20 protein-coding genes are annotated in these 18,632 nt (G+C 63.1%); 12 read left to right on the forward strand and 8 right to left on the reverse strand.

Annotation, left to right across the window (positions count from 1 at the left end):
* The first annotated feature begins 36 nt into the window (after positions 1-36).
* Positions 37-1,074, forward strand: a complete 1,038-nt coding sequence (locus C2L66_RS30035; protein WP_060610672.1) for a Gfo/Idh/MocA family oxidoreductase — start codon at positions 37-39, stop codon at positions 1,072-1,074.
* A gap of 13 nt (positions 1,075-1,087) precedes the next feature.
* On the opposite strand, the gene C2L66_RS30040 is transcribed toward C2L66_RS30035, so the two are convergent.
* The gene (locus C2L66_RS30040) at positions 1,088-1,996 is read right to left on the reverse strand and encodes an NAD-dependent epimerase/dehydratase family protein (protein ID WP_060609737.1); all 909 of its coding nucleotides are present in this window, start codon (positions 1,994-1,996) and stop codon (positions 1,088-1,090) included.
* Between the two features lie 105 nt (positions 1,997-2,101).
* Here C2L66_RS30040 and C2L66_RS30045 point away from each other — a divergent pair, with 105 nt between their 5' ends.
* The 4 genes from C2L66_RS30045 to C2L66_RS30060 all read left to right on the forward strand — a co-directional run bounded on the left by C2L66_RS30045 (position 2,102) and on the right by C2L66_RS30060 (position 6,330).
* On the forward strand, positions 2,102-3,847 hold the full coding sequence (locus C2L66_RS30045) for an FAD-dependent oxidoreductase (RefSeq protein WP_060609740.1): 1,746 nt from the start codon (positions 2,102-2,104) through the stop codon (positions 3,845-3,847).
* Positions 3,844-4,455, forward strand: coding sequence for an NIPSNAP family protein (locus tag C2L66_RS30050; RefSeq protein ID WP_007584171.1), 612 nt, complete (start codon positions 3,844-3,846; stop codon positions 4,453-4,455). The genes C2L66_RS30045 and C2L66_RS30050 overlap by 4 nt, the downstream gene beginning before the upstream one ends.
* A 71-nt stretch (positions 4,456-4,526) precedes the next feature.
* Positions 4,527-5,363, forward strand: a complete 837-nt coding sequence (locus C2L66_RS30055; RefSeq protein WP_060610675.1) for a sugar phosphate isomerase/epimerase family protein — start codon at positions 4,527-4,529, stop codon at positions 5,361-5,363.
* A 112-nt stretch (positions 5,364-5,475) separates the two neighbouring features.
* Complete coding sequence (locus tag C2L66_RS30060; RefSeq protein WP_054931477.1) at positions 5,476-6,330, forward strand: IclR family transcriptional regulator; 855 nt, start codon at positions 5,476-5,478, stop codon at positions 6,328-6,330.
* 229 nt (positions 6,331-6,559) lie between these two features.
* On the opposite strand, the gene C2L66_RS30065 is transcribed toward C2L66_RS30060, so the two are convergent.
* The 3 genes from C2L66_RS30065 to C2L66_RS30075 form a co-directional block, all read right to left on the reverse strand.
* Positions 6,560-7,351, reverse strand: a complete 792-nt coding sequence (locus C2L66_RS30065; RefSeq protein ID WP_098021710.1) for a hypothetical protein — start codon at positions 7,349-7,351, stop codon at positions 6,560-6,562.
* 114 nt (positions 7,352-7,465) lie between these two features.
* Complete coding sequence (locus tag C2L66_RS30070; protein ID WP_060609743.1) at positions 7,466-8,056, reverse strand: tetratricopeptide repeat protein; 591 nt, start codon at positions 8,054-8,056, stop codon at positions 7,466-7,468.
* Between the two features lie 222 nt (positions 8,057-8,278).
* The gene (locus C2L66_RS30075) at positions 8,279-9,325 is read right to left on the reverse strand and encodes a helix-turn-helix domain-containing protein (protein WP_060609747.1); all 1,047 of its coding nucleotides are present in this window, start codon (positions 9,323-9,325) and stop codon (positions 8,279-8,281) included.
* Positions 9,326-9,576: 251 nt separating this feature from the next.
* On the opposite strand from C2L66_RS30075, the gene C2L66_RS40890 reads away from it, so the two are divergent.
* The 7 genes from C2L66_RS40890 to C2L66_RS30100 all read left to right on the forward strand — a co-directional run bounded on the left by C2L66_RS40890 (position 9,577) and on the right by C2L66_RS30100 (position 13,628).
* Positions 9,577-9,720, forward strand: coding sequence for a hypothetical protein (locus C2L66_RS40890; protein WP_158512197.1), 144 nt, complete (start codon positions 9,577-9,579; stop codon positions 9,718-9,720).
* 397 nt (positions 9,721-10,117) lie between these two features.
* A complete protein-coding gene (locus tag C2L66_RS30080; protein ID WP_054931481.1) occupies positions 10,118-10,762 on the forward strand; it encodes a hypothetical protein in 645 nt (214 codons plus the stop codon).
* Positions 10,763-10,822: 60 nt separating this feature from the next.
* Complete coding sequence (locus C2L66_RS30085; protein WP_060609751.1) at positions 10,823-11,431, forward strand: hypothetical protein; 609 nt, start codon at positions 10,823-10,825, stop codon at positions 11,429-11,431.
* A gap of 61 nt (positions 11,432-11,492) precedes the next feature.
* Entirely contained in the window at positions 11,493-11,981 is a 489-nt protein-coding gene (locus C2L66_RS30090) for an NUDIX domain-containing protein (protein ID WP_054931483.1), read from the forward strand.
* 110 nt (positions 11,982-12,091) lie between these two features.
* Positions 12,092-13,105, forward strand: a complete 1,014-nt coding sequence (locus C2L66_RS30095) for a Gfo/Idh/MocA family protein (RefSeq protein ID WP_060609754.1) — start codon at positions 12,092-12,094, stop codon at positions 13,103-13,105.
* A 74-nt stretch (positions 13,106-13,179) separates the two neighbouring features.
* A complete protein-coding gene (locus tag C2L66_RS42195) occupies positions 13,180-13,314 on the forward strand; it encodes a hypothetical protein (RefSeq protein ID WP_257722149.1) in 135 nt (44 codons plus the stop codon).
* The gene (locus C2L66_RS30100; RefSeq protein WP_054931485.1) at positions 13,311-13,628 is read left to right on the forward strand and encodes a hypothetical protein; all 318 of its coding nucleotides are present in this window, start codon (positions 13,311-13,313) and stop codon (positions 13,626-13,628) included. Before C2L66_RS42195 ends, C2L66_RS30100 begins: the two co-directional genes overlap by 4 nt.
* A gap of 184 nt (positions 13,629-13,812) precedes the next feature.
* Here the strand turns inward: C2L66_RS30100 and C2L66_RS30105 are convergent, their stop codons facing one another.
* From C2L66_RS30105 to C2L66_RS30120, 4 genes are all read right to left on the reverse strand, one after another.
* Positions 13,813-15,522: a tetratricopeptide repeat protein gene (locus C2L66_RS30105; RefSeq protein WP_060609756.1), complete on the reverse strand. Its 1,710-nt coding sequence runs from the start codon at positions 15,520-15,522 to the stop codon at positions 13,813-13,815.
* Between the two features lie 146 nt (positions 15,523-15,668).
* Complete coding sequence (locus C2L66_RS30110) at positions 15,669-15,926, reverse strand: hypothetical protein (RefSeq protein WP_224101732.1); 258 nt, start codon at positions 15,924-15,926, stop codon at positions 15,669-15,671.
* 93 nt (positions 15,927-16,019) lie between these two features.
* Positions 16,020-17,558 carry an efflux transporter outer membrane subunit gene (locus C2L66_RS30115; protein ID WP_054931488.1) on the reverse strand — a complete coding sequence of 513 codons (1,539 nt, stop codon included), beginning with the start codon at positions 17,556-17,558 and terminating at the stop codon, positions 16,020-16,022.
* Positions 17,555-18,631 carry an HlyD family secretion protein gene (locus C2L66_RS30120; RefSeq protein WP_054931489.1) on the reverse strand — a complete coding sequence of 359 codons (1,077 nt, stop codon included), beginning with the start codon at positions 18,629-18,631 and terminating at the stop codon, positions 17,555-17,557. The genes C2L66_RS30115 and C2L66_RS30120 overlap by 4 nt, the downstream gene beginning before the upstream one ends.
* Position 18,632: the final 1 nt, after the last annotated feature.

Consider the following 18,632-nt stretch of genomic DNA (forward strand, 5'->3'; position numbering starts at 1 on the left):
TATGACCCTTGTGTTCAACCTGAGGAGATGACGGAAATGGCAAGGAGACGTTTGGCGGTGATCGGCGCGGGCGCGATCGGACGGATGCACGTGGAACGGGCGCGGCTGCACCCGCAGGCGGAAGTGGTCGCGATTGCGGACCCATCGCCTGCCGCGCGCGAATTCGCGCGTGAGGAAGGGCTGCGCTGGTTTGCCGACTACGCGCCGATGCTCGACGAGGTGCGCCCGGACGGCGCGATCGTCGCCACACCGAATGCGACGCATGTCGACGTGGGGCTCGCATGCATTGCGCGCGGCATTCCCGCGCTGATCGAAAAACCCGTTGCCGACGATGTGGAAGCGGCGCAACAACTGAGCCGCGCAGCCCGCGAGGCGAATGTGCCGCTGCTGGTGGGGCACCATCGCAGGCACAATCCGATCCTGCGGCGCGCGAAGGAAATCGTTGTCTCCGGGCGGCTCGGCACGCCCGTCACCGCGAATGCGCTTGCGACGTTCTACAAGCCCGACGCGTATTTCGACGTCGAATGGCGGCGGCGCGCGGGCGGCGGGCCCGTGCTGATCAATCTGATCCACGACATCGACATCATGCGATTCCTGCTCGGCGATATCGTCGAGGTGCAGGCGCTGACGTCGAATGCGGTGCGCGGCTTCGAGGTGGAGGACACGGCTGCCGTGTTGCTGCGCTTCGCTAGCGGCGCGCTCGGCACACTCGCCGTGTCGGACTGCGCGTGCGCACCGTGGAACTGGGACCTTGCGGCGGGCGAAGCGGCGCACTATCCGCGTCAGCAGGTGAACACGCATTTTCTGATCGGCACCGATGCGTCGCTTACGCTGCCGCAACTCGACGTGTGGGAATACCGCGCGCGCAAAGGCTGGCACGAACCGTTGACCGTCGAGCGCAGCACGCCGCACAGCGCCGATCCGTATCACGAACAGTTGCGCCACTTCGCTGCCGTGATCGCGCGTGAAGAAGCGCCACTCTGTCCGGTCGACGACGCCGCGCGCACGCTGGCCGCAACGCTCGCGGTGCATCGGGCCGTAGCGGCGCGCACGCCCGTCGCGCCCGCGCTTTGAGGTCGGGTTGTCGTCAGTGATGTGCGGCGTGCGTGTGACGGTAGAACGCTACCGTCTGCCGCAGACCTGCTTCGAGCGAGGTCTGCGGCAGGTCCGGCAACAGGTGCGCCAGCGCGGGATCGCGCGGAAACGCAGTCGCGATGGGCAGCGCAGCGCCTGCGGCATCGATGCGCGCGCCCGGCACGATCGAGGCAATGCTGTCGATCACCGTCTGCACGGAAGCGATCTGTCCCGCGAGCGTGAACGCATGGGCGCCTTCCACGTCGCGCAACAGGGCCGCCTCGTAAGCGGCAGCGACATCGTCCGCGTACACGAAGCCTGTCGATCCCGTGAACGGCATCGTGTACCGCTCGCCGCGCGCGGCCGCCCGGCACGCGAGGCTCGGCCCGGCGCTCGATCCCGTCTCGCGTCCCGCGCCATAGACCACCAGCGGGCGAAAACCGACGCTCGCGATCCCATGATCGTTCCAGTACGCGCGCGCCGAGCCTTCGCAGGCGAGCTTGAACGCGCCGTAGTGCGTTTGCGGATGCGGCGTCGCGCCGTCGTCGGGGCCGAACACGCCCGCGCTGCTTGCATAGAGCACGCGTTGCAGACCCGCCGCGCGCGCCGCGTCGAAGACATTCAGCGTGCCGATCAGATTGATCTGCGCGCCGCGCACCGGGTTGGCCGCGCAATCGGGCGTGAGGATGCCCGCGAGATGAATCACGGCATCGCAGCCATCCAGCGCACGCGCGACCTCGGCGGCTTGCGCGATATCGCCCGTTCGCCACGGGACCTCGGCCGGCAGTTCCGGCGACAGCGTATGCAGCAATTGCGGCTTCGCCTGCAGATCGAACGCCACACATTCGATGCCGCGCGCAAGCAGCCGCCGCATGATCCACGCACCCAGAAAGCCGCTGCCACCCGTTACCAGCACTCGCATGTCCCTTCTCCTCATCGTCACAAAAACTTTGCACGATCGCAATTTGTGGAATAGTATTCCACAAAGAAAGTTAGTTCCATAGTTTCTGGAAAAGCAGAGCCGAAGATGAAGCGTGAAGCGATACTCGAATGCGATGTGCTGGTGCTGGGCTCCGGTGCGGGCGGGCTGTCGGCTGCCGTGACGGCGGCGGCGCAGGGCTTGCGCGTGATGGTTGCGGAGAAGGAAGACGTGTTCGGCGGCACGACTGCGTGGTCGGGCGGCTGGATGTGGATTCCGCGCAATCCGCTGGCGACGCGCGCGGGCATCCGCGAGGACATCGACGCGCCGCGCACTTACCTGAAGAGCGAACTCGGCGCGCAGTTCGATGCGGACAAGGCGGATGCGCTGCTGGCGCGCGGACCCGAAATGGTCGAATTCTTCGAGCAGCATACGGCGATGCGCTTCGTCGACGGCAATCGCGTTCCCGATTTCCACACGACGCCCGGCGCGGCGACGGGCGGCCGCTCGGTATGCGCCATGCCGTTCGACGGCAGGGAACTAGGCCCGTTGATCCACAAGCTGCGCGAGCCGCTGTCGGTGATGACGATCAAGGGCATGGCGCTCGCGTCGGGGCAGGATCTCGCACACTTCTATCGCGCGACGCGTTCCGTGAAGTCCGCGCTCTACGTCACGCGGCGGCTCGCGGCGTTCGCGTGGCAGAAGCTGCGCCATGGTCGCTCGATGCATCTGGTCAACGGCAATGCGCTGGTAGCGCGCCTGTTGAAGTCGGCGGCGGATCGCAACGTGGATCTGCGCACGCGCGCGAGAGCAATTGGCCTGTTGCGCGACGACGCGCGCGTCACGGGCGCGCGCGTCGAGATCGGCGGCGTGGTGCACGAGGTGCGTGCGGCGCGCGGCGTGGTGCTCGCATGCGGCGGCTTTCCGCATGATGTCGCGCGACGTGCCAGCACGTTCGCGTACACGCCTTCGGGCAAGGAACATTGGTCGGCGGCGCCGCGCTCGAATACGGGTGACGGTATTCGTCTTGGCGAATCGATTGGCGCGCGCTTCGACGATACGCTCGATGCGCCCGCCGCCTGGGCGCCCGTTTCGCTCGTGCCGCAACGCGGCGGCGATGTGGCGTTCGCACATCTGATCGAACGCGCGAAGCCGGGTGTGATCGCCGTCACGCGCGCGGGACAGCGTTTCGTCAACGAGGCGTCGTCCTATCACGATTTCATGTCCGCGTTGCTCGGGACGACGCCGCGCGGTGCGGAGGTGTGTGCCTGGCTGATCTGCGATCACCGTTTCCAGCGCCGCTATGGGCTCGGTTTTTCGAAGCCCTTTCCGTTTGCCGTTTCGAGCTACGTGCGTTCGGGTTATCTGAAGCGAGGCGCGACGCTGGCTGAACTCGCCGCCGCGTGCGGCATCGATGCGCAGGGTCTGGAGACCACGGTTGCCGCCTACAACTCGTACGCGAAAGACGGCTTCGATCCGCAGTTTCACAAAGGCTCCACGCCGTACAACCGCGTACAGGGCGACCCGGCGCATGAGCCGAACCCCTGCATCGCGCCGATCGAAGACGGGCCGTTCTACGCCGTCAAGCTGCTGCCGGGCAGCCTCGGCACGTTCGCGGGCCTCGCCACCGATGCGAACGCCCGCGTGCTCGATCGGCACGGCGACGCGATTGCCGGCCTCTACGCGGTCGGCAACGACAGCGCGAGCATGATGGGCGGCTGCTATCCGAGCGGCGGCATCACACTCGGCCCGGCGATGACATTCGGCTATCTCGCGGGACTTTCTCTTGCCGGTGCGGCGCAAGTCCCGACGCGCGCCGGCTCTTCCAGTTCACATCAAGGAACCACGCAATGACACTCTATGACACAGTCACGCTCACGGTAAAAATCGGCACCAACGCGCAGGTGTTCGAAAGCATCAAGGCGAGCGGCAATCAGCCCGGCTCGACATTGCTCGGCTGCTGGTATTCGGACATCGGCGCGCTCGGCAAGGTGATGGTGCTGCGCGGCTTCGAGTCGGAGGCGGCGCTCGTGAACGAGCGCAAGCGTCTGCTGCTCGAAGGCAATCCGTTCGGCTGCGGCGAGTTCGTCGAGGACGTGAAGGTAGAGAGCTACGCGCTCTTTCCGTTCCTGCCGCCCATCGAACCGGCCGTGCATGGCGGCATCTACGAGATGCGCGTCTACGGCACGAAGCTCGCGAGCCTGCAGCATACGATCGACGCATGGGAAAAGGCCGTGCCGGAGCGCACGAAACGTTCCCCGCTGATCGGCGCGATGTATTCGCTGGACGGCACGGTGCCGCGTTTTCTGAACATCTGGCCGTATGCGGGCGTCGACGAACGCTCGCGCATTCGTGCCGAAGCCGTCAAGGACGGCATCTGGCCGCCGAAGGGCGGACCCGCGCATCTGACGACGATGGAGTCGACGATCTACGTGCCCGCGCCGTTTTCGCCGCTGCGCTGAACGGTGTACGCAACGCACGAAACGCTCGAAACGTACGAAACGTACGATATGAACTGGATAAAGGAGACATGATGACCCAGGCTCATGCGCGCGCGCTGTCGCTGTCGGCGCTGACTGTGCTGGAACTGACGCCGCCGCAAATGGTGCAATGCGCGGTCGATGCAGGCTACGACTTCGTCGGCCTGCGTCTGCTGCCTGCCACCGATCACGAAGTGCGGCATGAAATCGTCGGCGATACGCAGCTCAAGCGCGAGACGCTCGCGGTGTTGAAGGACACGGGCATGCGTGTGCTCGATGTCGAGATCGTGCGGCTAAAGCCGGATACGGAGGTGGCGTCGTACAAGCCGATGCTCGACACAGCCGCCGAACTGGGCGCGCGCTATGTGCTCGTGGCCGGCAACGATCCCGACGAAGCGCGCATGGCCGACCGGCTCGGCAAGCTGTGCGATATCGCGGCGCCGCTCGGCCTCACGCCTTCGCTCGAGCCGATGCCATGGACCGACGTGAAGAACATCGCGCAGGGCGCGCGCATCGTCGAAGCGAGCGGCAGGCGCAACACGGGCCTCATCATCGACCCGATTCACTTCGACCGCGCGGCGGATTCGCTCGATGCACTGCGCGCACTGCCGCGCGAGTACTTCGGCTACGTGCAGTTCTGCGACGCACCCGCCGAGCGTCCCGCCGATCTCGATACCTTGCTGTTCCAGGCGCGTTGTGAACGGATGATTCCGGGCGAGGGCGGTCTCGATCTCGTCGGCATCCTGCGCGCGTTGCCCGGGCACTTGCCGGTGAGCGTCGAAGTACCGACGCAGCGTTGGGCGCAGACCACCTGTGCCGTCGATCGTGCGCGCCGCCTGCATGAGGCGGCGCGGGCGGTGATCGAACAGGCGTGCGCGAGCGCGACGTGAGCGCTGGACGCTGACCGCCGGCGGCCCCCAGCGAAGGACATGCGAAACCGCTTGAATTCCACTGTGGAATCATGTTCTCATTTGCACGATACAGTTTAAATGAGAGTGCACTATGGCAGGCAATCTGGAGCGGGCGCTGGCGGTGCTCGAACTGCTGGCGAAGAATGGCGGGCGCATGCCGCTCGCGGCCATCGCCGACACGCTGAACATTCCGCGCAGCGGCACGCACCGTCTGCTGTCGATGCTGATCGACGAAGGTTTTGTGCGTCAGGACGAAGACCACGGCGAGTACATGCTGGCGCTGAAGCTGGTGTCGCTGGGGCTGATCTATCTGTCGACGAGTGGCGTGTCCGATATTTCGCAGCCAGTGCTCGACCGGCTTGCGGAAAGCTCGGGCGAGCTGGCGCGCCTCGGCGTGGTCGAGGACGACCACATTACGTTTGTGGGCAAGGCGCAGGGCGCGAAGTCGGGGTTGCGTTACGACCCGGACATGGGCAGCCAGCCGCCGCTGCATTGCACGGCGAGCGGGCAGGCGTGGCTATCCACACTGTCCGACGAACGTGCCATCGAGCTGGTGTCGAAGCAGGGCGGCCTTGGGCCGAAATCGCTCAATGCGCCGCGTGCGCCGAAGACCATTCAGCAATTCCTCAAGGATCTGAACGGCGCGCGGCAACGCGGCTATGGCGTCGCGATCGAGACGTACGAGGCGGGCATGACATCGATTGCCGCACCCGTGCGCAATCCCGTTACGGGCGAGGTGGTGGGTATCGTGAGTCTTGCTGGGCCGACGAGCCGATTGCCGGAGTCGCGCTTGAAGGAGCTTGCGCCGTCGCTGTTGAGCGCCGCGGCGGACATGGGGGCCGCGACGCTCAGTTCGCCGCTGTTCAAGCGCGCGCCCGCCGAGGCGGCGCCCGCGCAATCGGCATCCGCACCAAAGAAGCGTGCGCGGGCGGGGGCGAAGGCGTAGGCGGCTGTGGCACACGCGGTAGCACTTCGATCCGTGTGCGACACATTCGCGACATGGTCTGTCGCCGCTATCTGGCGTGATGGCTACCGATCCGATGTCCGGCACCCGGCAAGGGATTGTGAAGGCCCGCCAGGGTCGGGTCTAATCCGGGGACTCGTGCGTCAGAGGCTGAACGCATGACGCACGTCCCGGTTTTAGTGGTCTCCTCGCGTACTGCAAGACTATCCCGTCAGTTGACCTGCAACTGGCCGCCGCGGCCAAGACCGCCTTTGACGTCCTGTGCCTTGTAACTGCGCAGCGCCACGACCATCTTGTTGTACGCGTCGATGAACGCGGCGACGGTGGCCTTGCCTTCCGGCGTCTTCGAAAAGCCGCTCAGGCTGCCGCCTGCCGTGCCGCCGAATCCCGCCAGTGCTGCGCCGTAGTTGGTCGCGGTGGAATTGCCTTCCGCCGCCGAAATCTGCACCGCCGACCGCACGTCGAATAGCGTGAGTGTCACCACCGACGCCTTCGATTGCATGCCGCCCGCAATCTTCGCAATGGCGGCGTTGCCCACGAGCCCGCCGAGCACGCCGCTGACCCCGCCGATCGCCGAGTCGTTGATGACGATCTGCGGTTCCATGTAGTAGTCGGCGGCAACGCGTTGGCCCTTCTGCTGTTTGGAGCCTGCGCGGTATTCGCCGGAATTGCGCTGCAGCGACGTGATCCGGCTCAGGCGCGCATCCGTCTTCTGATTGCCGATCGACGTGATGACGAAACAGTTCGATTGCTGGACGGCCAGACGCAGCAGCGGTTCGATCGTCGTGACCTGAGTGGCGCTGCCGAATGGGCCGAACCAGTCGGCGTTGCGGCCGTCGTCGACGGCGATCGTGCCGAGCGGCGCCGTGCAGCGCTCCAGCGTTTCCTCCGCGCCGGCGCTGACTGCGCCGCCTGCCGCGCCCGACACGCCCGCGCTCTGTCCCCCGGTGGACACCATGCCGCCGCAAGCGCCGAGCGCCCCGATCATGACGATCGAGAGCATGCTCTTAACCGCCGGATGTTTTGTAATGAGAGTCATGTTGTAGTGTGCGTAATGGATGGTTCGACATGAGGATGCTTCGACTTCGACCGTCGATTCAACCCGGATAAAAGCCCTTTAATAGCCGTACCACGCGCGCTCGCGCCAATACCCGTGATACGCGTAGCCCGCGCTCCAATAGCCGTAGTAAACCGGCCGCCATTCGGTTTGCCACCGGTAATAGTCTTCATCGGATTGCTTTGCGGCTCTTGCTTGCGCGAGCAACTGCTTCGATTCCTGATCGCCGCGGCCCGCTGCCATCAGCAGCCATTTTTCTGCTTCGCGCGGGTCCGGTCCCATCTCTTCGAGACCAAACAGATAGAAACTGCCCAACGCCTTCTGCGCTTGCAGGTCGCCGCCTTCTGCCGCCTTTCTCATCCACACCAGCGCCTGATAACTGTCCTGGCGCACACCGTCGCCGCGGAAGTAGCGCAGGCCAAGGTCGTAGGCGGCGCGCGGGTCGTGTTCGGCCGTCTGCTTCAAGGCATGGATACGCTCGTCCTGACGGGCGTTTTTAGCGTTGCTGGAGGCGTCGAATGTCTGCTGGTTCTTCGGTCGATCCGAGCATCCCTGGTCGTCGCAAATGCGCACGACGTTGCTTGAATTCGAAGTTTGGGCGCAGGCTGACAAAGCCAGGATTGCACAGAGTGCGAACTGGCGAGACTTCATTTTTCGAACCCCGATTCTCGTTGGAATGGACGTCGGAATAGCGCCGCGCGACACGCGATCCATTCGGCTCGGCGTGCCCGGAATGCGCAGTTGCAGTGAGGAGTCGAAGCTCTCGACGTGCGTGCTATTCCTGACCGGTCAGGCAGGAAAAATGTTAGCAGCGTTGTGCGGTGTGATCTGGCCTGTGCGTCTCAATTGCTTGACTGTGCGTCTCAAGAACCGCTATTTGTCGAGCTTGTCGAGCACTTCCCGCAACGAACCGGGTCGTGATGGAACATGGCGCCGTGTTGGTGCAACCTGCCGATCGCGCTGCATGCCGAGGTCGCGGGCTTCCGTCGGCGAACAGCCGAATGCCTGGCGGAAACTGCGGCTGAAGTGCGACTCGCTCTTGAAGCCATATTGAAACGCAAGCGTGGAAATGCGCTGATCGCGCGCTTTGCCGCTTTCGAGTATGTCTCGGATGGCAGCGAGGCGCCGCTGCTGGATGTAGAAGGCGACGCCCGATTCACGCGAAAACAGCCGGTAGAGCTGCGCGCGCGAAACGCCCACTTCCTTGCAGATGCCCAGGGGATCGAGGTCGGGGGACGTGAGGTGCGCATCGATGAAGCGGCGCACGCGCGTCATCATCGCCCGGTCGATTTCTCCTTCGGCCTCGGCGAGCGCTTCGACGGACGGCGCCAGCGTGGCCGAGATCATGGCCAGCGTGGCCTGCTCGACGTGCGGCATATCGGCCGGCGACAGATGCGGCAGTTGACGGCGCAGCGAATACAGATGATCGGCGAGCAGCGAGCTCATTGGCCCATGCAGAACCGTGCCGTGCAGTCTCGCGGACTTGACGCGCTCGGGAAGCAGGTCGCGCGGCACGGTCAGAATGATCGTGTCGCCGGCGACAATCTCCGAATCGAGCTCGGACGCGAGATCGAGCAAATAAATGGTTGAGGGTTGCGCGTGGATCGGCTGCCGCCCCGCATATCCCGTCAATGAATGCGTAATGCCGAGGCACAGATAGAAATGATCGAGTCCGTCGCTGCGGAGCATTTTTGTCGATCGTTTGACGCCATAGGCAACGGGGTCACCCTGCCCCGACCACGTGCCGCAGCCCATCAATAGCGAGCCGACATAACCGGTCGTCAACCGGTAGTCAAAGCGCGCCGACGCGGACGGGTCGATATCGACATCGAATATCGCATTGACCTCGTCTCGCCATACTTCAAATCGTTGATTGCCTGGATAAGTGCCGGTATCGAAATGATATAGATACGGATTCACTATTTAGCTCCCGCGGCCGCTTGATATACATGGAAGTGCTTTATCTGGCCGCGCCATTCTACGGTGATTCTCCGTTCTCTTCAGGCACGCTGAAAAATCGAATTGAAATCTTTAAATCACCGGGCAATTGCTGTGCGGGAAATTGTTAAATACAGTCAATTGGAAGCGAATCAAAATTGGAAAAATGTTCTGATTGAAGCCTGTTAAATCGCGATTCGGAATAATTTCCCCATGCTGCGATCGGGGCGGCGATGAGTTTTCTCGGTGTTCGCCTGATCGCGGAAGGCGCAATGGGTATCGTCGGTGTCAATATGACAAGCGGCGACAGCGTGAACGTGCGCGAGGTGCGCGGCTATCTTCTCGAACTCACCACATCCGACGGAAAGGCGTGGTGACCTGAATGGCACACGTCGGACATACCCACGGCTCGGTCGCGGACATGATTTTCTCCGTTGGACCACGTGTGCATAGGGCGCCGCGTTATCGAAACAGTTTGCGCCTTTCGAGACACCCGCGCGGAAGGCCCGCATGCGGTGCGCACATGCACGGTAAGGCGCCGGCAGCCCAATGGGACGTCCGCCCGTTCCAGCGGCCTATAATCTCTCATACACACGTGCTTTGGCCATTCGGCGGGTGGCTGCACGAGCGGCGCAATTGCCGCCTTCCACGCTGAAAAAGCCGAATAGCGCAGAACAGGAACGTAAGCACGTTCAGACGCGTGAGCGGAAGTAACGCCCGATTCCAGTCGTTACAACGCGGCCGCTCGCGACAACCTTGCTGCAGAGAAACCCAATGAAGAAAGGAAAGACGAAACTTACGCGCCATGATGCCGAGCGCCTTTTCGAAGGACTGCCTGCCGGGAGCGTGAAGACATCGAGCCGGCCTGAGAACCCATTCGAAGCAGGGGCGTTCGACGTGGTCGAGCGCGTGGACGAGGAGTCCAAACTGTGGAAAGACAACCTCATTTCACTTCCGATGGCGATTGAATTGCCCGCCGGCTACGAGTCGATATCGCGCATGCGTGAATCGATGGTGAAGGCGTGGCGCGTGAAGTGGGTGAGGGAAGGCAAAAACGAGGTCGTCACCGAGTTTCCCGAAGGATGGGCCGCCGTTCGCCCGAAAAGCGGCCCCATCGAGTTGCGCGATCCGTCCGGCGTGGTCCGCGCCTTGTACGGGTGGGCCGAGGATGCCGAGCTCAGGATTCTGCCGCGCTATCAGCTCGAGTCACAGGCCAACAGTTCGAGCGGACTGGGCAGCTTGCTGGTGCGTGATCGCATGAACGGACAAATTCTTGAGAGGTCGTCGACCTGGTCGGCCCAGACGGGTACCAACCATCCGGATTGGACCAGGCTGTCGGTATGGCTCAAGGCACACTATCCGGAGCATCACGACCCGCTTCGATATTGGGAAGATTGCGAGCGCAACCTCCGGGGCTAAGCGGGTTTATGGCGCACGCTTCTCGCGTCTGCTGCGGGTGCATGAACAGAATCCACTGCAATGGTAAACATTGACCACGATACCGCTTCGATAATTGGAGTGATCGGTTCAGTTGTATCGCTGCTGGCGGCCATTCCCTATGCACTCGCGATTCTCAGGCGCGCTGTTCATCCGCATCTTTTCACGTGGTTAATCTGGTCGATTGTCACGACCATCGCTGCTGCGGGTCAATTTGTTGCGGGTGCAGGGCCCTCTGCGTGGTGCACGGCGGCGATCGCCGTCACATGTATTCTGATTTTCGTGGCGAGCATCTATCGAGGCGAGAGAAGTTGGACAAAAGCCGACTGGATGTTTCTTGGGGCAGCGTTGCTAGCCATACCGCTTTGGATACTGACTGAAGACCCAACCCTCTCGGTCTGCCTGGTGACGGTGATCGAACTTGCGGGCCTCGGTCCGACGGTCCGAAAGACGGTTCGTGATCCCTGGGGCGAAAGCCTCGTCTATTTCGTCTTGTGCGTCGTCAAATATGCTCTTGCATTACTCGCCTTGAGACAATGGACGGTGGCAGTCGCTTTTTATCCCGTTGCCAATATCATGGCGTCAGCCGGCATCTGCCTGGTGATGGCCGTTCAGCGTTATCGCCTGCGCGCCGGGAGCGCCTTCCACTAATCGAACCGGGACATGGCGCGCCGGTAAGATCCGCTAGCCACGAACGTAAGGAGAGAACTCAATGCCGAGCCTTGAGCGAGCGCGACCGGCCATGTTTATCGACTTTGTCTGGCGCATGGTGCTTCGCCTCGGCTATCGATTCGCCCGCGTCTGGTGGCAGATTCGACGGCCTCGTCATGAGGGCGCGCTAGTCGCCATTTACGTCGGGCAGGCACTGTTGCTTGTGAAGTCATCGTACCGCGCCGAATGGAATTTTCCCGGCGGCAGTATCGAGCCCGGTGAGGCGCCTGATGCGGCTGCGCGGCGCGAACTGGAGGAGGAGATTGGCCTGTCGTCGCACGCATTACGCCCTGCGGGCTGCATCTGCGGCAGTTGGGAGGGACGGAGAGACCAGGTGCATTTCTTCGAACTGCACCTCGATCGCATGCCCGAACTGCGGCTCGATAATCGCGAGATCGTCGCGGCACATCTGGCATCGCCGGAGGAATTGCGCGGTATCGCGCTGACGGGGGCGGTGGTTGCGTATCTCGGCAGAAATCCAGGCAGTTAGTACACTGGCCTGACGGAATGCTTCGGGTCTTTCATGGCCTCATGGACTTGCAGGCTCACGCGCTCGTTTGGCCTGCTCTCTTCAGCGACTCAATCGGAAAAGGGAATGTCATGGCAAAGAATGAAGTTGTCTGGGGCATCATGGGCACCGCGAAGATCAACGACAAGGTTGTCGTGCCCATGCACAACGCGCCGAAGTGCCGGGTGAAGGGCATCGCGTCGCGCTCTCAGGAGAAGGCCCGGGAAGCCGCGGCCCGATATGGTTTGAGCGTCGCATACGACAGTTACGAAGCGCTGCTTGCGGACCCGGAAATCGACGCGGTCTATATTCCGCTGCCCAATCACATTCACGTGGAATGGACGATCAAATCCGTCGAGGCGGGCAAGCACGTTCTGTGTGAGAAGCCGATCGGGCTCGACGCGCAGCAGGTTGAACGGCTCATCGCGGCGCGCGACCGGAGCGGCCGATGCATCCAGGAAGCCTTCATGGTGCGCACGCATCCGCAATGGTTGAAGGTGCGTAGCTTGATCGACGACGGCGCGATTGGCGAATTGCGGGCGGTGACGGGCGGCTTCACCTATAACAACACGAACCCTGACAATATCCGCAACCAGAGCGGACTGGGCGGCGGCGGTCTGCTCGATATCGGTTGTTATCCCATCACGACGTCACGCTTCGTTACCCGGGCTGAGCCAGGCCGCGTGGTTGCGCTGATCGAGCAGGACCCCGTATTCGAAGTGGACCGGCTAGGCTCCGTGCTGATGGACTTCGACGGTGTGCAGGCGAGTTTCTTTTACTCGACTCAGACGCACCCGTATCAGCGGATGCAATTTCACGGTACGAAGGGGCGAATCGAGGTCGAGATTCCATTCAATGCACCGAACGATCGGCCGACGCGTCTGTTAGTGAGTGAGAACACGAGCGCCGGTGCCGGGACTGATCGCTGGGTGGAGATTCCGGCGTGCGATCAATATGGTGTCGCTGCCGCCACGTTCGCGGAGGCGATACTGAGTGGAACCCCGCAGGCTATCCCACTTGAAGATGCGCGCGCCAATATGCGTGTGATCGACGCTGTGTTTCGCTCGGCGCGATCGGGTGCGTGGGAGACCATTGCGCAAAGCTGAGGTGAGGCGAGTACGAGCATCAAGCGCTCGCGCGCTTCACAACACTCATTTCGATGGCGCATTCGGGCCGGTTCATGCCGATTGAATCAGGCGTGGCGTATCAGTACCGCAAGAAAAGCAGCGGCACGGTGATTGCTCAATTCATGGTCGAGCAGGCGGCGATCGTCTGCGTCGATATTCCAGTTCAATCAAGGAGGAACGGATCATGAACAAGGCAACCAGCGCACTCATCGCGGCCGTCGCGGCGCTCGCGCTGTCGGGCGGCGCTTATGCACAGACAGCGGGTGGCGCGGCAGGTGGCGGTTCGTCGAGCCATGGCAGCACGTCCAGCCCGGCAACGAACCAGATGAACGACTCGACGAGCGGTTACGGCACGCCAGGCGCAGCCAACTCGGACAGCGGTATGAGTGCCGGCTCGCCGAACACAGGCATGCAGCAGGGCCCGAACAACAGCTCGACACCGGCCCCGAAGACTAACAATACGCTTGCAACCCCGACCACGAAGTCGCCGGCCAGCAATTAGGGATCGGATCCCGATGCAGTGAGCGCAAGCGTATCAGCGCGTCACAACCGTGCAGGGCGCGAGAGTAACTGCGCGATGGCCGCCGTAATTTTCGCGGCGTGCAGGCGACGGTTACTACGAGCGGCCTGCGCGGTTCCGGTATGAAGCGGGATAGGCTCAACGATTTTCTCGCGGTGATGAGTCGCTAAGACCTCTCCGCGCCTAGCGCATCACGCACCGCTTTCACCACACTGTCCCAGTCACCGAGCGCTGGTTGCCTGAACAACCGGACGCCCGGATACCACGGACTATCCGTGCGATCGAGCAGCCATCGCCAGCACGTATCGAAGCGGTTCATGATCCACGCCGGCTTGCCTATCGCCCCTGCGAGGTGAGCAACGGCGGTATCGACCGTAATGACGAGATCGAGGTTCGCTACTAACGCAGCCGTGTCTGCGAAGTCATCGAGTTCATCGGTGTAGTCGATGATCCGTTCGCTCAACGCCTGGTGCTCACGCAACTGTTCTGCGGCGGGACCCTTCTGCAGGCTGTAAAAGCGCACATGCGGCACATCGAGGATGGGGCTTAGCGTTTCGAGCGTCACCGAGCGCCGCGCATCGGTCTTCCTCAGCTCGGCGACATGCGGACGATTTCCGCCCGCCCACACCAGCCCGACCTTCAGCGCAGGCGCGCCGTCGCCAGCCAGCCGCTGCGTCCAGCGCTGCGCATTCGCGTTGTCCGCACTGACATAGGGTGCCCCGGACGGGATATTTGCGAGGTTCGTGCCAAACGCGAGCGGCAAACTGAGCAGCGGCGCATGGCAATCGAAGGCCGGCAACGGTTGGCCCTGCTCGACCAGTTCAGCGACGCCGCGAAGCGTCGCGAGCAGTCGCATCAGTTCCTTCGGCACTTCGAGGACGACTCTTGCGCCCATCGCAGCGACGAGCGGCGCATAGCGGCAAAACTGCAGCGTGTCGCCCAGCCCTTGCTCGGCGTGCAGCAGAATGGTTTTGCCTTCGAGCGGAAATTCGCCCAGCCATAGCGGCTGTGTAAAGCTCCGCTGAGACGCCTTGATGCGATGGCGCCGCCAGCGCCATTCGTACTCGCGCCAGCCCTGTTCGAGCCGACCCATCTGCAGCAGACACAACGCGTAGTTCCAATGCGCCTCTGCCCAATCGGCGTCCAGCGCGAGCGCGCGCTCGTAGCACTGCAGCGCGTCGTCGTGCAGCTTCATGTCCACCAGCGTGAGGCCGAGATTGTTCCAGGCATCGACGAATGCGGGAGCGAGTTCGAGCGCCCGCTGATAGCTCGCTTGCGCGTCCTGCGGACGGTTCATGTCGCTCAACGCGTTCGCGCGATTGCTCCATGCGTCGGCATAACGGGCCTGCAGCGCGATAGCCTGATCGCAGTTCGCGAGCGCGTCGGCGGGGCGGTCGAGGTCGCGCAACACGCAGGCGCGGTTGTTCCATGCCTGTGCAAGTTCGGGCTGCAAGGCGAGCGCCTTTTCGAAGCTCGCCAGTGCTTCCGCCGGCCGGTCGAGTCCGGCAAGCGCGTTGCCGCGATTGTTCAGTGCATCGGGGAAGTCCGGTTGCAGCGCCAGCGCGCGGTTCGCGCTAGCCAGCGCCTCGCTGAAGCGGCGCTGCGCGTTATACGCGTACGCGAGATTCGAGTGCAACGGTGCCTGCTTTCCGTTGATCGACACAGCTTTCTGCAACAGGCCGACGCCTTCGTCGATGCGCCCGGCCTGTAACGACAGCGCGCCGAGCAGCTGGATCGCGTCAAAGTGCATGGGACGTAGCGCGAGAATCTCGCGATAGATCTCCTCGGCCTCGGGCTGCGCTCCGTTTTGCTGCATGGCCACGGCTTCGCGCAGCATCGCGTCGATGCGGCGTTGCTGATTTACGGTTTTGCTCATACGCGGCAGGGTCGGATTCCGGTTGACCAGATGCCGTGCATTATCGCTGATGAGCCTGAACGCGTCGGGTTCGCTGGCCGGCCCCGGGCGAAGTCGCCGGGCATTGCGTCCGCTGCCGACGGCTTACCCGGTGATCGATCCTGCGCCTAGTTGCCGAAGAAGATGCTGCAATAGCTGATGGGCCCGGTACAGTTGTCGCCCGACGCACTGCCGCCGCGATGCCAGAAGCCTCCCGCCTTCTTCTGCGACCCGGCCTGGTCTTTTCCAGCCGCGCTGCCGCCGTAGCCGGATTCGGAGGCGCTGTTCGGCTGCGATTGAACGGGAGGACTGCTTTCCTCAGCCTGAGACAATGCGGGGACGGCAAGGGCCGTTGCGATAACCAGCGTGCGAACAAACAATTTCATCATGCTCTCCAGAGGCGACCTGCCGCAGACGCGTGTCCACGGCGCTTAAGAAACGGATAAACGGGGAAGGTGGCGCGCGTCGTCTGCGCTGCTTCAATGACGCACATCCTGTTGCGCGTACGACGACTCCCATCCGCCGCCGAGCACCTTGCATAAGGTGATGAGGTTGGCGGCGGCGTCGGCCTTGCTTTGTTCGAGATTGCTCTGCGCGTCGAGCAATTGCCGCTGCACATTGAGCACGTCGAGAAAATCGACGGCCCCGGCCTTGTAGCGCTGCCGCGCAATCGAGAGCGCTCGCAGATTCAGGCTCACGACTTCTTCCAGTCGATCATGCCTTCGCTGTTCAGCGTCGTAGACGATCAGCGCATCATCCACCTCGCGCCAGGCCTGAAGCACGGTATGTTTGTAGACGATCGCCGCTTCCTGCTGTTGGGCCTCGCGCAACTGCAGGGTTCCCTTGAGGCGTCCGCCTTCGAAAATCGGAAGCGTGATCGAGGGTCCGACGACGAACTGACCCGATGCCCAATCCGCCAGATTCGACAGCTGAAGACTTTGGAATCCCGCACTGCCATTAAGCGAAATGCGCGGATAAAAGTCCGCCTTCGCCATGCCGATCGCTGCCGTTGCCGCGTGCAACTGAGCCTCGGCCTTTCTGATGTCGGGCCGGCGCTGTACGAGTTCTGACGGAAATCCAATCGGCACCTGATTCGGAAGTCCGGGAACGTCGCGTGTCCCGGCGAGCATCTGACGCAGCGCGCCCGGCTGCTCGCCCAGCAACACGCCGATCGCATTGATCGTCGTTTCGCTGCGCGATTCGAGCGTGGGAATCAGGCTTTCGATCGTCGCGACCTGTGCGGATGCGTTGGCTACGTCGAGATCGGTCGTCACGCCTTCGCGTACGCGCGTTTGCGTGAGCCGGGTGGCGTCACGTGCAATCTCCAGATTCTGATGCGCGATCTGAAGCAGAGCCTGCGTGTCGCGCAGTTGAATGTAGTCGCGCGCGAGCTCGGCACGCGCGGACAGCAACACCGCGTTGCGCTCCTCGTACGAGGCATCCGTCAATGCCGACGCGGCTTCCACGCTGCGTCGAACACGGCCCCAGATGTCGACTTCCCATGACGCGTCGAAACCGAACTGATACAGGTTATAAGCGGGCGAACCCTTGCTTCCCGGCAGCGGCGCGACGCCAAGCGGAGCGCTGCCCGAAGCCGATTGCGGCTGGCTGTCCGTCGGCGAAACGCCGAGCAACGAAAGAATGCCATTCTCGCTGCCGCGCTCGCGGTTGTACGAAGCGGCGCCCGTGAGCGTCGGATATTCCGCCGCGCCCGCCACGCGCTGCTCGGCGCGGCTTTGCCGCAGACGGGCAGAGGCCGCCGCTACGTCGAGGTTCGCATCGGCCAGTTTCTGTTCGAGCGCGTTCAGCGTGGGATCATTGAACAGCAGCCACCAATCCGGATTGAACTCGGATTCGGTCGCCTTGCTCGGCGCCTGTGCGGTCTGCGTGCGATTGAAGACGTCGGGCGTGGCCGACGTCGGACGTTCGAAGTTGGGGCCCACCAGACAGCCGCTCAGTGCAAAGCAAAGCAAACCTGCCAACGCGGGCGTACGAATGGAAAACGCGCGCGCGTTCATTTGTTGTCCGCTCCCGCGATCGTCGCGTTGCCATGTTTGCTCACCGCGACTTCTGCTTCGACAGACAGCCCCACGCTCAATGCAGATGCCGCCTGCTGGCCCGCATCGATCGTTATCTTGACGGGCACGCGCTGCACGACCTTGGTGAAGTTGCCCGTGGCGTTGTCGGGCGCGATCGGCGCAAAGCTCACGCCGGTAGCAGGCGCCAGACTGTCGATATGCCCTTGAATGACAACGCCAGGAAAGCTGTCGACCTTGATACGCACACGCTCGCCGGGCCGCATGTTGGTGATCTGGTTCTCCTGGAAGTTCGCGACCACATAGGCGTCGGAGAGCGGCACGATCGCGAGCAGCGGCGCACCGGGCGTGACGAACGCGCCGACCCGCACGGAACGCCTGCCCACCTTGCCATCGACGGGCGCATGAATCTCCGTGTAAGAGAGGTTGAGCCTGGCTTGCTCCAGCGCGGCCTCGGCGTGGGCCAGCGCACCGGCGGCCTTGTCGCGCTGCGTGCGCAGCACATCGAGATTCTGTTCGGTCGCGGCCAGCGCGGCGCGATCATGCGCCTGTTGCGCGAGTTGCTCGGCAAGCGCGCTCGCGGCGTGCTGATGTTCCTGCATCGTGCCCGCGCCGGACTCCGACAGGTTCTGGTAGCGCGCCGCATTGGCGCGTGCGAAATCGATCGACGCTTCGTCGGAGCGCAGCGTGGCGCGCGCCTGTTCGACGAGTGAAGGGTGACGCGCGATCTCGGCGTCGTAGTTCGCGACGGATGCCCTGGCGGCCGCCACGTCGGCCCGCGCAGTCAGCAACGCCGCCTGGAAGTCGCGATCGTCGATACGCACCATCAATTGCCCGGCCTTCAACTGCTGGTTGTCCTCGACGAGTACCTCGGAAACCTGTCCGGCAATACGCGGCGCCACCAGCGTGAAATCGGCGGCCACGTAGGCGTCGTTGGTGGATTCGTAATCCGGATTGGCAAGCAGCTTCGTACAACCCCAGGCAGCAACGCCCAGCACGACCACGACCGCGGCGATGCGCGCCAGTTTGGGGGGAATTCGGGTGAGGAATGACATA

The organism is Paraburkholderia caribensis (genome assembly GCF_002902945.1).
GTDB classification, from domain to species: Bacteria; Pseudomonadota; Gammaproteobacteria; order Burkholderiales; family Burkholderiaceae; genus Paraburkholderia; species Paraburkholderia caribensis.

Coding starts and splice junctions, on each gene's coding strand:
- C2L66_RS30035 (WP_060610672.1), top strand. CDS start 37: ATGGCAAGGAGACGTTTGGCGGTGATCGGCGCGGGCGCGATCGGACGG.
- C2L66_RS30040 (WP_060609737.1), bottom strand. CDS start 1,996: ATGCGAGTGCTGGTAACGGGTGGCAGCGGCTTTCTGGGTGCGTGGATC.
- C2L66_RS30045 (WP_060609740.1), top strand. CDS start 2,102: ATGAAGCGTGAAGCGATACTCGAATGCGATGTGCTGGTGCTGGGCTCC.
- C2L66_RS30050 (WP_007584171.1), top strand. CDS start 3,844: ATGACACTCTATGACACAGTCACGCTCACGGTAAAAATCGGCACCAAC.
- C2L66_RS30055 (WP_060610675.1), top strand. CDS start 4,527: ATGACCCAGGCTCATGCGCGCGCGCTGTCGCTGTCGGCGCTGACTGTG.
- C2L66_RS30060 (WP_054931477.1), top strand. CDS start 5,476: ATGGCAGGCAATCTGGAGCGGGCGCTGGCGGTGCTCGAACTGCTGGCG.
- C2L66_RS30065 (WP_098021710.1), bottom strand. CDS start 7,351: ATGCTCTCGATCGTCATGATCGGGGCGCTCGGCGCTTGCGGCGGCATG.
- C2L66_RS30070 (WP_060609743.1), bottom strand. CDS start 8,056: ATGAAGTCTCGCCAGTTCGCACTCTGTGCAATCCTGGCTTTGTCAGCC.
- C2L66_RS40890 (WP_158512197.1), top strand. CDS start 9,577: ATGAGTTTTCTCGGTGTTCGCCTGATCGCGGAAGGCGCAATGGGTATC.
- C2L66_RS30080 (WP_054931481.1), top strand. CDS start 10,118: ATGAAGAAAGGAAAGACGAAACTTACGCGCCATGATGCCGAGCGCCTT.
- C2L66_RS30085 (WP_060609751.1), top strand. CDS start 10,823: ATGGTAAACATTGACCACGATACCGCTTCGATAATTGGAGTGATCGGT.
- C2L66_RS30090 (WP_054931483.1), top strand. CDS start 11,493: ATGCCGAGCCTTGAGCGAGCGCGACCGGCCATGTTTATCGACTTTGTC.
- C2L66_RS30095 (WP_060609754.1), top strand. CDS start 12,092: ATGGCAAAGAATGAAGTTGTCTGGGGCATCATGGGCACCGCGAAGATC.
- C2L66_RS42195 (WP_257722149.1), top strand. CDS start 13,180: ATGCCGATTGAATCAGGCGTGGCGTATCAGTACCGCAAGAAAAGCAGC.
- C2L66_RS30100 (WP_054931485.1), top strand. CDS start 13,311: ATGAACAAGGCAACCAGCGCACTCATCGCGGCCGTCGCGGCGCTCGCG.
- C2L66_RS30105 (WP_060609756.1), bottom strand. CDS start 15,522: ATGAGCAAAACCGTAAATCAGCAACGCCGCATCGACGCGATGCTGCGC.
- C2L66_RS30110 (WP_224101732.1), bottom strand. CDS start 15,926: ATGAAATTGTTTGTTCGCACGCTGGTTATCGCAACGGCCCTTGCCGTC.
- C2L66_RS30115 (WP_054931488.1), bottom strand. CDS start 17,558: ATGAACGCGCGCGCGTTTTCCATTCGTACGCCCGCGTTGGCAGGTTTG.
- C2L66_RS30120 (WP_054931489.1), bottom strand. CDS start 18,631: ATGTCATTCCTCACCCGAATTCCCCCCAAACTGGCGCGCATCGCCGCG.